Source organism: Micromonospora phytophila, from assembly GCF_023656545.1.
GTDB lineage: Bacteria > Actinomycetota > Actinomycetes > Mycobacteriales > Micromonosporaceae > Micromonospora > Micromonospora phytophila.
This window is the reverse complement of the sequence record NZ_JAMOKF010000152.1, coordinates 1-12233: the sequence shown is the minus strand read 5'-3', so window position 1 is coordinate 12233 and position 12233 is coordinate 1. Positions and strand designations below refer to the sequence as shown.

Sequence of the window (12233 nt, the reverse complement as noted above, 5' to 3'; positions counted from 1 at the left end):
GCCCGACCAGCCGCGGCACGTCGCCGTCGTCCTTGCCGGTGACGTCGAACCGGCCGGCTGGTGGGGCGCGGGCCGGGCGGCCGGCTGGGCGGACGCCGTCGAGGCCGGTCGGGCCGTGCTCGCCGCCGCCGACATCCCCGAGCACCGGGTGGAGATCCGGGCCGCCGAGTACGCGCCGTGGCACCCCGGGCGCTGCGCCGAGCTGCTGGTCGACGGCACGGTGGTCGGGCACGCCGGTGAGCTGCACCCGACGGTCGTGGCCGCGTTGGAGCTGCCGCGGCGTACCAGTGCCATGGAGCTGGACCTGGACGCGTTGCCGGCGGCGCCGGTGGCGCCGGCGCCGGTCGTCTCCGGCTTCCCGCCGGCCCTGATCGACGTGGCGCTCGTGGTGGACGCCTCGGTGCCGGCGGCACAGGTGCAGCGGGCCCTCGTCGAGGGCGCCGGCGAGCTGCTGGAGGGGGTGCGCCTCTTCGACGTGTACGCCTCGGAGCAGCTCGGCCAGGGGCGCAAGTCGCTGGCGTACAAGCTCACCTTCCGGGCTCCGGACCGGACGCTGACGGTCGAGGAGGCGGTGGCCGCCCGGGACGCGGCGGTCGCCCGCGCGGCGCAGTTGCACGGCGCCACCCTGCGCGGCGCCTAACGGTCCACGACGAGGGCCCTTCCCGCACGTGTCGTGCGGGGAGGGCCCTCGTCGGCGTTTCAGCCGATGCCCGATCGGCCGGGTGGCGGGGCTCGTGGTGCCCCAGGGTGATCCCCCTGTCGGGATTCGTACAGACGCGCGCCGATGCCTCCGGGCGGTGCATACAGTCCGTCGACGACCACATGACGGGGGGCTCCCATGTCGGGTTCGCCCGCCGAGCCGCTGCTGACATCGGTGCAGGACGCCGTCGTCCAGGCCTACTACCCGGACCGGGTACGCGCCGCCGCGGGCGCGCGCACCCGGGCCCAGGCGGCGCAGTCGGTCGTGACCGTGTTCGCCGGCGCGCTGGTGGCCACGTTCACCCTCACGTCGCTGGCCACCACCGCGCCGGTGACCCGTGTCGGCGGCTGCGCGGCGGTCGCGCTCTGGCTGCTGGCCGCGGTGCTCTACGTCCGCGCGATCGCGACCATCGTGCCCGCCGCCCCCACCGCCGCCCGGGAGGCGCGCGACGCCCGGTCGCTCATCGCGGAGGTGCTCAGGCGCGGCGACGACGAGGCCAGGCAGGTCGACCGTCGACAGCGGACGGCCAACGTGGCGTCGGTGGTGGCCCTCGCGGTGACCGTGCTGACCTTCGGCTCGGCGTTGTTCGTCGAGCATCCCGACAAGTCCCGCCGCGGCGCGCTGATCCTCGGGCCGGAGGGACAGGCCACCCTGCGCTCCCTCTGCGGCACCGGGGAGTCGAGGGTCGACGGGGAGATCGACGTGCTCTCGTTGTCGGGGCAGTTCGTCTCCGTGCGGCTCGACCGCTGCGGCGACCGACGCGACGTCACCGTACGAATTCCGAGAAGCGCGGTGTCGGCCGCGTTGACCAGGGAGGACTGAGCCGTGGCACTGCACACCCATCCCACGCTGCTGATCGTCCGGGCCGTGCCGTCGGTGGCGTCCGCCGCGGACGACCTGGCGGACGGCTGCGCCGCCGCCGTGGCCCGCCTGCACGAGGCGGGCGGCGCACTGGACGCCGTCGTCCTCGTCGGCGACCTGACCACGTCGGCGGGCGACGACGAGTTCGCCGCGGTCGCCAAGCTGGTGGACCGGATCCTCGCCGAGTGCTGCGACGCGCCGGTGCCGACGGAGCTGCCGGCCGTGCTGGCGGTGCCGGGCCCCGGCGACCGCACCCCGATGTCCGGCGCCCTGGTGACCGTCCGGTCGTTGGTCGACTGGTGGCCCATGGTGCGGGACAACTTCTGGGCGGACGAGACCCCGGACGTGCGGGACGCGATCCGCACCGGCTTCCGCCCCTTCCAGCAGTGGTACGACGGGTATGCGACCGAGAGCGGATGGCGGCCGGGGCTGATGCCCGGGGAGGGTGGGCTGGTGCTCGGCTCCGGCGACGTCCGGCTCGGCCTGGTCACGCTCAACAGCGCCTTCCGGATGCTCACCGCCGACTCCCCGCCGGAGCTCGCCACCCTGCACGCCCGGCAGACCAGCGCCGTCGTCGACCCGTGGCGGGAGCCGGTCGACGCCGTCGCGGTCTTCGCCCCGATCGCCGCCCCGCTGCCCGAGGACCTGCCGAGCCCGGTGCTGCCGGTCGCCGGTCGGGCCGGCGCCGCCGAGGCGGACGGCTGGCTCACCCCCGACGCGGGGGCGCACCTGCTCGTGGCCCGCCGGACGGCGACCGGGGCGGTCGGGCTGGTCGACCTGGGCGGCGCCACGGTCCTCGACGCCGTCGCCCGTACGCCCGGACCGCTGGACGTGGCGGCCGACGAACCGGCGGAGTCCGAGCCGGTCGGCACGGACCCGGCGGTCCTGCTCACGGAACTCGACCATGTCATGGCCACCGGCCAGGCCGTCCTGGTCCTCACCTCCGGCGTCGAGGCCGAGTCGCGGGGGGAGTGGTCCAGTCCCCTCGGCAGCCCGGACGACGTGTTCGACGCGCTGGTCGAGCAGTTGCCCCCGGAGATCGCCGGCGGACGGGTGACGCTGGCCGCCGTCATGCAACGGCTGCGTCAGGTCAATCCGTCGCTGGTGCGCCGGACCATCGGCGGCATGCTCGTCGCGGACGGCTCCACCGTCAACGACACGGCGATGCGGCTGCTGCTGGCCCCCTGGTACCGGGTGTACGACTGCACCGGGACGAACGTCTTCCACGACCTCGCCGCCCGGTTCGAGATCGGCGCGAACGTGGTAATCGTGGACGCGCACCGCGACCCTCCGGGTCGGGGCCGCCAGCAGCTCGAGGTGGTGGCGATGAACGGCATCGCCCCGGGCAGCAGCACGGCGCCGGTGAGTTTCGACATCGACGACCGGGGACGCGGCAGCCGGTCGCAGTGGTTCCGGCAGATGAAGGCGGACCTGATCACCCACCCGGTGGTCTTCACCGCCAGTGGCGTCGACAGCCGGCACCTGGCGCTCTACCTCGACACGTTGACCGGCGACGGGGGTGCGGAGGCCACGCCGCGCCGGTTCGTGGTCGCGCCGGGCGTCGATGCGACCGCCTCCTGGAAGCTGGCGGGCGTCGGGTCCGCCCAGATCCCGGTCTCCGTCGCGGAGCTGGCCCGGGAGCGGCTGGGCAGCTCCCGGGAGCCGATGCGGCGCGGCGCCCAGCTCCGCGCCCGGATGCGCTCGGTGCTCGACCGCAACGCCGGGGTGCAGCTCGTGTCGACGTTGCTGGAGGCCGCGCCGCCCGGTGACCCCCTGTACCTGCGGGGCACGGATCCCACCTGGGGGGACGTGAAGGAGTCCATCCCGGCGTCGCTGTCCACCCTGAAGTCGATGCTCGAACTGGCCGAGGCCGACGGGCCGCGCCGACCGGTGCTGGTACTCAACGACCGGTCCGGCACCGGCAAGTCCACCACGCTGATGCAGTTCGCGGTGGCCCTGCACGCGCGGGGCCTGGCCGTCGGGTGGGTGGACCGGGCGACCACGAAGTCGAGCCAGGACGTCCTCGGCGAGTGCGTCGACCTCGGTCTGGACGCCGTGCTGATCGACGACGTCGACATCTTCGGCGCCGAGGCGGCCCGCCTGGTGACGCGGCTGGGGCAGCGCGGCGGGGTGCTCGTGGCGGCCACCATCCGCAGCACCCGTGGGCACCTGCTCGACGAGGTGGCCGGCCTGACCCGGGTGCCGCCGCTGCGGCTGACCGACGACGACCTCAACGCGCTGGTGCACCGCCTGGAGACGTTCCGGCAGCTCGGCAAGCTCAAGCAGTACCGGCTGCACGACGTGCGGGTGGAGCGGCTGCGGCAGGTCTCCGACCGGGACCTGATGGCCGCCATGGTGGAGGTGATCACCGGCTACCGGTTCGAGCAGCGGGTCAGCAGCGAGTTCGACCAGCTCGATCCCCGGGAGCGGAACATCTACGCGACGGTGTGCCTGTTCGAGGCGCTGCAGTACGAGGACCGTTCGCTGACGCTGCCGCAGAACGCCCTGTTGCAGATCGCCTCGGACGGGCCGCCCGACCTGGTGGTCAACCGGGCGATCGAGCGGCTCGTCTCCGGCCGCCGGATGCTGGTGCGGCGGGAGTCGGGGCACATCCGTACCCGGCACCGGGTCGTCGCGGAGGCGATGGAGAAGTTCATCCGGGACGACAAGGCGTACTTCCTGGAGCTGTTCGAGCGCCTGCTGCTGTTCTACGTACAGCGCGGCGCGGACATCACCGACCGCAACGATCCGACCCGCCGGGCCATGGTCGCGCTAATCAACCACCGGGTGATGATGAAGTCCGGGCTGTCGGTGACGTCCGTGCGGTCCGTCTACCAGCAGCTGCACGACTACCTCAAGGACGACTTCCACTACTGGTTGCAGTGCGGCTCGTACGAGCTCGAACGGCGCAACCTGGACCTGGCGGCGACGTACCTGGAGACCTCGCGCGGCTGCGAGGGTGGGCAGGACCACTTCAAGGTGGTCACCACCTGGGCGATGGTGTGCCTGCGGCGGGCCAGCGGGCATCCGACCGACAGCGGCCTGCACGACGTGGCCCTCGACGCGTTCCGGGAACTGGAGCGGATCGCCGCGCAGGAGGGCGACCGGTCGCCGCACACGATCGTCACGATGGTCAAGGACGGGACGCACTGGTTGCAGCGCGGGGTCTTCTTCACCGACGACGAGCGGCAGAGCATCGCCCGCCGCATCCTGCGCTGGATCGAGATCGGGCACCGGTTGCTGGCCATGAACGGTGAGTTCCGGTCGGCCGCCGAGCACTGCACCCGGGCGCTGGAGCGCATGGTGCAGGCGGAGGAGGAGGACCGACTGATCCCGCTCTGAACCGGCCGGCCCCGGCCACTCCCGCCGCGCTGCAGTTGTATGCGGCACACTGCATGAACTTGCAGTGCGGAACCTTCGCTGCTAGCCTTCGTTGCATAGTCATGCGGAGGTGAGTATGGGAATCCGAGTCGCGGTCGCCGGGGCGAGCGGCTACGCCGGGGGCGAGCTGATCCGCCTGGTCGCCGGGCACCCGGAGTTCGACCTGGTCGCCGCCACGGCGCACAGCCAGGCCGGGCACCGACTCGACGTCGTACACCCGCAGCTCGCCGGGCTGGACCTGGTCCTCGCCGCCACCGAGCCGGCGGCCCTGGCCGACGCGGACGTGGTCTTCCTGGCCCTGCCGCACGGCCAGTCCGCTGCGCTGGCCGCCCAACTCCCGCCGGGCGTCCGGATCGTCGACCTGGGCGCCGACCACCGCCTGGCCGACCCCTACGACTGGGCCCACTACTACGGCGGCACGCACGCCGGCCAGTGGACCTACGGGCTGCCCGAGCTGCCCGGCCAGCGGGAGCTGATCGCCGGCTCCACCCGGGTGGCCAGCACCGGCTGCTACGCCGCCGCCATCACCCTGGCGCTCGCCCCGCTCATCGCCGCCGGCGCCGCCTCCCCGGCCGACGTGGTCGTCGTCGCGGCCTCCGGCACCTCCGGCGCCGGCAAGGCGGCCAAGCCGCACCTGCTCGGCAGCGAGGTGATGGGGGACCTGTCGCCCTACCGGGTCGGCACCCACCAGCACGTGCCGGAGATCAAGCAGGCCACCGGGGCGACCGCCCTGTCGTTCACGCCGGTCCTCGCGCCGATGCCCCGGGGCATCCTCGCCACAGTCACCGCCGTGCCCGCCCGGGGCGTCGACCCACGGGCGGTGCTCGCCGAGGCGTACGCGGACGCGCCGTTCGTGCACGTGCTGCCCGAGGGAGCATGGCCGCACACCGCCGCCACCCTCGGCTCCAACTCCTGCCACCTGCAGGCCACCGTCGACGTCGACTCCCGCCGGATGATCGTGCTCAGCGCCCTGGACAACCTGGGCAAGGGCGCCGCCGGCCAGGCCGTGCAGAACGCCAACTTGATGGTCGGCCTGCCGGAGACCATCGGCCTCTCCGTCTGGGGGATCGCGCCATGACCGTCACCGCCCCACGCGGGTTCCGGGCGGCCGGGGTGGCCGCCGGGCTCAAGGCCAGCGGCGCGAGCGACATCGCGCTGGTCGTCAACGACGGCCCGGACGCCGGGGTCGCCGGCGTGTTCACCGCCAACCGGGTCAAGGCCGCGCCGGTGCTCTGGACCCGGCAGGTCGTACACGGCGGCGTGGTGCGCGTCGTGGTGCTCAACTCCGGCGGCGCGAACGCCTGCACCGGCCCGGCCGGCTTCTCCGACACCCACGCCACCGCCGAACACACCGCCGCCGCGCTCACCTCGGTCAGCCCGCGGCTGATGCTCGGCGCCGGCGAGGTGGCGGTCTGCTCGACCGGCCTGATCGGTGAGCGGCTGCCGATGCAGAAGCTGCTTCCCGGCGTACGCTCGGCGATCCGGGGCCTGTCCCGCGACGGCGGCCTGGCGGCCGCCGAAGCGATCATGACCACGGACACCCGGCCCAAGACCACGGTGGTCCGGGGCAGCGGGTGGACCGTCGGTGGCATGGCCAAGGGGGCCGGAATGCTCGCCCCGGCGATGGCCACCATGCTCTGCGTGCTGACCACGGACGCGGTGGCCGGGCCGGACGCCCTCGACGCCGCGCTGCGCGAGGCCTGCCGGGTCACCTTCGACCGGATCGACTCCGACGGCTGCATGTCCACCAACGACACGGTGCTCCTGCTGTCCAGCGGCGCGAGCGGCATCGAACCGACGCCGGCCGAGCTGGCCGCCGCGGTCACCGCCGCCGCCCACGACCTGGCCCAGCAGCTCGTCGCCGACGCCGAGGGCGCCACCAAGCAGATCGCCGTCGAGGTGGTCGGCGCCGCCGACGAGGACGACGCGGTCGAGGTGGGGCGCGCGGTGGCCCGCAACAACCTGGTCAAGACCGCGCTGTTCGGCAACGACCCGAACTGGGGGCGGATCCTGGCCGCCGTCGGCACCACCGCCGCCGCCTTCGAGCCGGACGCCGTCGACGTGGCGGTGAACGGGATCTGGGTATGCCGGGCCGGCGCCGCCGCTGAGGACCGCTCGAAGGTCGACCTGGCCGGGCGGGACGTCACCATCCAAATCGACCTGCACGCCGGTGACGCGGCGGCGACGATCTGGACCAACGACCTGTCGCACGCGTACGTGCACGAGAACTCGGCGTACTCGACATGAGCCTCAGCACCGACCTCACCCGCGCCCAGGCCAAGGCCGCCACGCTGATCGAGGCGCTGCCCTGGCTGGCCCGCTTCTCCGGCTCGACCGTCGTGATCAAGTACGGCGGCAACGCCATGGTCGACCCGGAACTCCAGCGGGCCTTCGCCGCCGACATGGTGTTCCTGCGCTACGCCGGCCTGAAGCCGGTCGTGGTGCACGGCGGCGGGCCGCAGATCTCCGCCATGCTCGGCCGGCTCGGCATCGCCAGCGAGTTCCGGGGCGGCCTGCGGGTCACCACCCCGGAGGCCATGGACGTGGTCCGGATGGTCCTGGTCGGCCAGGTCGGCCGGGAGCTCGTCGGGCTGATCAACGCGCACGGCCCGTTCGCGGTCGGGCTCTCCGGCGAGGACGCCGGCCTGTTCACCGCGGTGCGCCGCCCGGCGTACGTCGACGGCGAGCCGGTCGACGTCGGGCAGGTCGGCGACGTCGAGTCGGTCGACGTCTCGGCGGTCACCGACCTGATCGCGGCCGGCCGCATCCCGGTCATCTCCACCGTCGCGCCGGACGTCGACGGGGTGCTGCACAACCTGAACGCCGACACCGCCGCCGCCGCGCTCGCGGTCGCCCTCGACGCGCGCAAGCTGGTCGTGCTCACCGACGTGCCCGGCCTCTACGCCGACTGGCCGGACACCTCCAGCCTGGTCTCCGAGATCGACACCGACGACCTGGCCAAGCTGCTGCCGTCCCTGTCCAGCGGCATGGTCCCGAAGATGGAGGCCTGCCTGCGGGCGGTGCGGCAGGGGGTGCCCGCCGCGCACGTCGTCGACGGCCGGGTCGCCCACTCCACGCTGCTGGAGGTGTTCACCTCGGAAGGGTTCGGCACGATGGTCGTGAGCGCGGTCAGTGCGGGAGCGCAGCGGCCAGCCCCCACTGTCGAGAGAGGCATGGTCCGGTCATGAGCACGCTGGTCGAGCGCTGGGGCGCGTCCATGATGGACAACTACGGCACCCCGCCGCTGGCGCTGGTCGCCGGCGCCGGCGCCGTCGTGGTCGACGACACCGGCCGGGAGTACGTCGACCTGGTCGGCGGCATCGCCGTCAACGCCCTCGGGCACGCCCACCCCGCCGTGGTGGCCGCCGTCTCCCGGCAGGTCGCCACCCTCGGGCACGTCTCCAACCTCTACGTCGCCGAGCCGCCGGTGGCCCTCGCCGAGCTGCTGCTGGCCCTCGCCGGCCGGCCCGGCCGGGTCTTCTTCGCCAACTCCGGCGCGGAGGCCAACGAGGCCGCGTTCAAACTCTCCCGGCTCACCGGCCGGTCGCACGTCGTCGCCACCCAGGGTGGCTTCCACGGGCGGACGATGGGCGCTCTCGCGCTCACCGGCCAGCCGGCCAAGGCCGACCCGTTCCGCCCGCTGCCCGGCGAGGTCACCCACGTCCCCTACGGCGACGTCGCCGCCCTGGCGGCGGCGGTCACCGACGCCACCGCGATGGTGATCGTCGAGCCGATCCAGGGCGAGAACGGGGTGGTCGTCCCGCCGGCCGGCTACCTCGCCGCCGCCCGGCGCATCACCGCCCGGCACGGCGCGCTGCTGGTGCTCGACGAGGTGCAGACCGGCGTCGGCCGCACCGGGCACTGGTTCGCCCACCAGGCCGACGGTGTCGAGCCGGACGTGGTGACCCTGGCCAAGGGGCTCGGTGGCGGGCTGCCCATCGGCGCCTGCCTGGCCTTCGGCCGGGCCGCCGAGCTGCTCGACGTCGCCGGGCACCACCGGCTCGCCGACGCCATCGCCGCCGGCCGGGCCGAGGACGCCGCGCGGCAGGCGCGGACCCTGCTCACCGCCCCCCTCACCACCACCGACGCACCGAGAAGGGAAGCCCGGGCATGATCCCCGCCGTGCTGTACGCCATACCGGCGTTCCTGCTCCTCATCGCCGTGGAAGCCCTCTCCTACCGGTTCGCCCCCGACGACGACGAACGCGGGTACGAGCTGCGCGACACCACCACCAGCCTGACCATGGGCGTCGGCAGCCAGGTCATCGGCGTGCCGTGGAAGCTGCTGACCGTCGGCGTCTACGCCGCCGCGTACACGCTCGCGCCGGTGCAGCTCTCCCCCACCAGCGTGTGGACCTGGGTCCTGCTCTTCTTCGCCGAGGACCTGGCCTACTACTGGTTCCACCGTGGACACCACGAGGTGCGGCTGCTCTGGGCCGGGCACGTGGTGCACCACTCCAGCGTCTTCTTCAACTTCTCCACGGCGCTGCGGCAGAGCTGGACGCCGATGACGTCGATGCCCTTCTGGCTCGGCCTGGCGCTGCTCGGCATCCCGCCGTGGATGATCTTCCTTCAGCAGTCGGTCAGCCTGCTCTACCAGTTCTTCCTGCACACCGAGCGGATCAGCGTGCTGCCCCGGCCCGTCGAGTGGGTGTTCAACACGCCGTCGCACCACCGGGTGCACCACGGCGCCAACACCGAGTACCTCGACCGCAACTACGGCGGCATCCTGATCATCTGGGACCGACTGTTCGGCACCTTCGAGCCGGAGCGGGCCACCGTCCGGTACGGCCTGACCAAGAACATCGGGACGTACAACCCGCTGCGGGTGGCGACCCACGAGTACCGGGCCATCTGGGCCGACGCGCGGAGCACGTCGTCGTGGCGGCACCGGCTCGGCTACGTGCTCGGCCGACCCGGCTGGCAGCCGGCACCGCACCCGCAGCCGCGTCCGGTGCCCGCCCAGTGAGGCGGCTCTGGCCGTTCGCCGTGGTGGCCGCGCTGGAGCTGGTGGCCGTGGCCTTCGACCTGACGGCCCTGCGCTGGCTGACCAAGCCGCTGCTCGCGCCGCTGCTCCTGGCTCACCTGGTGGCCCGGCGACGCCGGATCGACGCCGTCGCCGTGGGTCTGGTCTTCGCCACGGCCGGGGACGTCGCGCTGCTGCTGCCCGGCGACACCGCCTTCCTCGTCGGGATGGCGTTCTTCCTGGGCACCCAGGTCAGCTTCCTGACCGCCTTCCTGCGGCACCGGCGCCCGCCCACCGTGGCGGTCGCCGGCTACCTGGGGCTGTGGGCGCTGGCCAACGCCCTGCTGTGGAACGCCCTCGGGCCGCTGCGGGTGCCCGTCCTGGCGTACAGCCTCGCGCTGAGCCTGATGGCCGCCGCTGCGGCCGGGGTCTCCCGGCGGGTCGCGGTGGGCGGGGCGCTGTTCCTCGGCTCCGACCTGCTGATCGGGCTCGGCGCGGCGGGCACCACGGTGCCCGGGCACGGCCTGGCCGTGATGACCACGTACATCGCGGCGCTGCTGCTCATCACCACCGGCTGGGCGGCCCGGACCGACGGCCGCGAGCGGGTCGGCGCCGGCGTCACCCGGTCCGTAGTGGACCCGACCACGCTGGCCGAGGACGCCCGGTAGCCGACCCGGTGCCCGCCGGTCCGGGCGGACCGGCGGGCAGCGATGTCGCGGTCGGTTGAACGACCGGGCCGCCATCCCCGTACGTCCAGGGGAAGGGAGTTGCCCATGAAGCCCTCGACCCCGTTGCTCACGCTGCTGACCGGGAGCGTGCTGGCCGCCGTCCTGTTCACGATGAGCGCGCAGGCGGCGCCGCCCGCCGGGCGGCCGACCGCGAACGCCGGCGCGACGGCCACCGCCCCGGCGCCGCCCGGGACTCCCCCGGGCTCCCCCGGTTCCCCGGACGCCCCGGCGACCCCGGGGACCCGACCGGCCGCCGCCTCACCACCGGCGTCCCCGCCCGCCACGCCGCAACCCCCGGACGCGCCCACCGGCGCTCCCGCACCGACGGTGGACGGCAGCTGGACCGGTCGGCTCGACAGCGGCGCGAGCATCGCCCTCACCGTCAAGGACGGCCGAGCCACGGCGTACGTCTGCGACGGCCGGCGCCTGGAGATCTGGCTCCGGGGCACCGTGACCGACGGGAAGCTGGCGCTGACCGGGAAGGAGGGAGCCCGGCTCACCGGGACCGTCGACGGCGGAAAGGCCGCCGGTGAGCTGGTCGTCGGCACCCGGCGGTGGACGTTCACCGCCACGGCCGCCGCCGGGACCGCGCCGGTGCTCTACCGCGCGACCGCTTCGGTCCGCGACGCCGGCGTGGACGGTGGCTGGATCATGCGCCCGGACGGGACCCAGATCGGCGTGGTCACCTGGAACGGCACGCCGGTGCCGGCGCCCCCGCTCGACCCCGCCTTCCGCAGCACGATCGTCAACGGGGTCACCATCACCGCCGAGCCCGTCGTGCCGGCAGCGGAAGCGGGTCGGTGATGGCGGACCATCGCCGCAGCGGCCCCCCCGACGGTGGGGACGGCCCCACCGTTCAGGTGCTGCCCGTGCAGATGCCGCCCGGCCCCGACGCGGCGCGGCCCGCGTTCGCGCCGATGGATCCCGGGCAGGCGTCGCTGCTCGTCCCGGTGCTCCTCGGCGCGGCGGTCGCCGTGGCCATGGGGGTCTACGGCCGGATCCACACCCCGACCGGCGTCGCGGTCAACCTGGCCGGATTCTCCGGCCCGTTGACGGTGAAGGTGTGGCTGGGCAGCGGCGCCGTGCTCCTCGCGGTGGTGCAGTTGCTCTCCGCGCTGGCGATGTGGGGGCGGCTCGGGCGCTTCTCCCCGTCCTGGGCGCCCGCCGTGCACCGCTGGTCCGGCCGGGCGGCCTTCCTGCTGGCCGTCCCGGTCGCGGTGCACTGCCTCTACGCGCTCGGCTTCGCCGACCACGACACGCGGACGCTGGCGCACTCGGCGCTGGGCTGCCTCTTCTTCGGGGCGTTCACCACGAAGATGCTCGCGCTGCCCCGGCGCGGACTGGCCGGCTGGGTCGTCCCCGTCGTCGGCGGGCTCGTCTTCACCGCGCTGACCGGGGTGTGGCTGACCTCCTCGGTCTGGTACTTCACCACCTTCGGCGTCCGGCTGTGACGCACCCCGCGACGGAAGGCACGACGATGAGCGACGAGCACCGCGGGTGCTGCCCGTCCCGCCGGATGCTGCTGGCCGGCGCCGGCGCGGCGGGCGCCACCGCCCTGCTGGCCGGCTGCCAGACGTACGGCCAGGCGCCGGCCCCGG

10 protein-coding genes and 1 pseudogene are annotated in these 12233 nt (G+C 74.1%); all 11 read left to right on the top strand.

What is annotated here, in order from left to right; genetic code table 11:
• Positions 1-640, top strand: a 640-nt coding sequence (locus NCC78_RS18370; protein WP_504920432.1) for a phenylalanine--tRNA ligase subunit beta-related protein, incomplete at its 5' end; no start/stop codon positions are given.
• Positions 641-838: 198 nt separating this feature from the next.
• On the top strand, positions 839-1522 hold the full coding sequence (locus NCC78_RS18365; protein ID WP_250795869.1) for a hypothetical protein: 684 nt from the start codon (positions 839-841) through the stop codon (positions 1520-1522).
• Positions 1523-1525: 3 nt separating this feature from the next.
• Complete coding sequence (locus tag NCC78_RS18360) at positions 1526-4903, top strand: P-loop NTPase (protein WP_250795868.1); 3378 nt, start codon at positions 1526-1528, stop codon at positions 4901-4903.
• A gap of 115 nt (positions 4904-5018) precedes the next feature.
• Complete coding sequence (argC, locus tag NCC78_RS18355; protein ID WP_250795867.1) at positions 5019-6020, top strand: N-acetyl-gamma-glutamyl-phosphate reductase; 1002 nt, start codon at positions 5019-5021, stop codon at positions 6018-6020.
• Positions 6017-7189, top strand: a complete 1173-nt coding sequence (gene argJ / locus NCC78_RS18350; protein WP_250795866.1) for a bifunctional glutamate N-acetyltransferase/amino-acid acetyltransferase ArgJ — start codon at positions 6017-6019, stop codon at positions 7187-7189. The genes argC and argJ overlap by 4 nt, the downstream gene beginning before the upstream one ends.
• Positions 7186-8130: an acetylglutamate kinase gene (argB, locus tag NCC78_RS18345; protein WP_250795865.1), complete on the top strand. Its 945-nt coding sequence runs from the start codon at positions 7186-7188 to the stop codon at positions 8128-8130. The genes argJ and argB overlap by 4 nt, the downstream gene beginning before the upstream one ends.
• Positions 8127-8936: pseudogene (locus NCC78_RS18340) on the top strand (acetylornithine transaminase); the annotation flags it as partial. The gene argB and the pseudogene NCC78_RS18340, both read left to right, overlap by 4 nt.
• A 128-nt stretch (positions 8937-9064) precedes the next feature.
• A complete protein-coding gene (locus NCC78_RS18335) occupies positions 9065-9910 on the top strand; it encodes a sterol desaturase family protein (RefSeq protein WP_250795864.1) in 846 nt (281 codons plus the stop codon).
• Positions 9907-10575, top strand: coding sequence for a lysoplasmalogenase (locus tag NCC78_RS18330; protein WP_250795863.1), 669 nt, complete (start codon positions 9907-9909; stop codon positions 10573-10575). The genes NCC78_RS18335 and NCC78_RS18330 overlap by 4 nt, the downstream gene beginning before the upstream one ends.
• A gap of 105 nt (positions 10576-10680) precedes the next feature.
• Complete coding sequence (locus tag NCC78_RS18325) at positions 10681-11439, top strand: hypothetical protein (protein WP_250795862.1); 759 nt, start codon at positions 10681-10683, stop codon at positions 11437-11439.
• Between the two features lie 71 nt (positions 11440-11510).
• On the top strand, positions 11511-12086 hold the full coding sequence (locus tag NCC78_RS18320; RefSeq protein WP_308220922.1) for a DUF6529 family protein: 576 nt from the start codon (positions 11511-11513) through the stop codon (positions 12084-12086).
• Positions 12087-12233: the final 147 nt, after the last annotated feature.

Bases quoted from the DNA above. Each gene is read 5' to 3' on its own strand.
- NCC78_RS18365 (WP_250795869.1), top strand. From the start codon at position 839: ATGTCGGGTTCGCCCGCCGAGCCGCTGCTGACATCGGTGCAGGACGCC.
- argC (WP_250795867.1), top strand. From the start codon at position 5,019: ATGGGAATCCGAGTCGCGGTCGCCGGGGCGAGCGGCTACGCCGGGGGC.
- argJ (WP_250795866.1), top strand. From the start codon at position 6,017: ATGACCGTCACCGCCCCACGCGGGTTCCGGGCGGCCGGGGTGGCCGCC.
- argB (WP_250795865.1), top strand. From the start codon at position 7,186: ATGAGCCTCAGCACCGACCTCACCCGCGCCCAGGCCAAGGCCGCCACG.
- NCC78_RS18325 (WP_250795862.1), top strand. From the start codon at position 10,681: ATGAAGCCCTCGACCCCGTTGCTCACGCTGCTGACCGGGAGCGTGCTG.
- NCC78_RS18320 (WP_308220922.1), top strand. From the start codon at position 11,511: ATGCCGCCCGGCCCCGACGCGGCGCGGCCCGCGTTCGCGCCGATGGAT.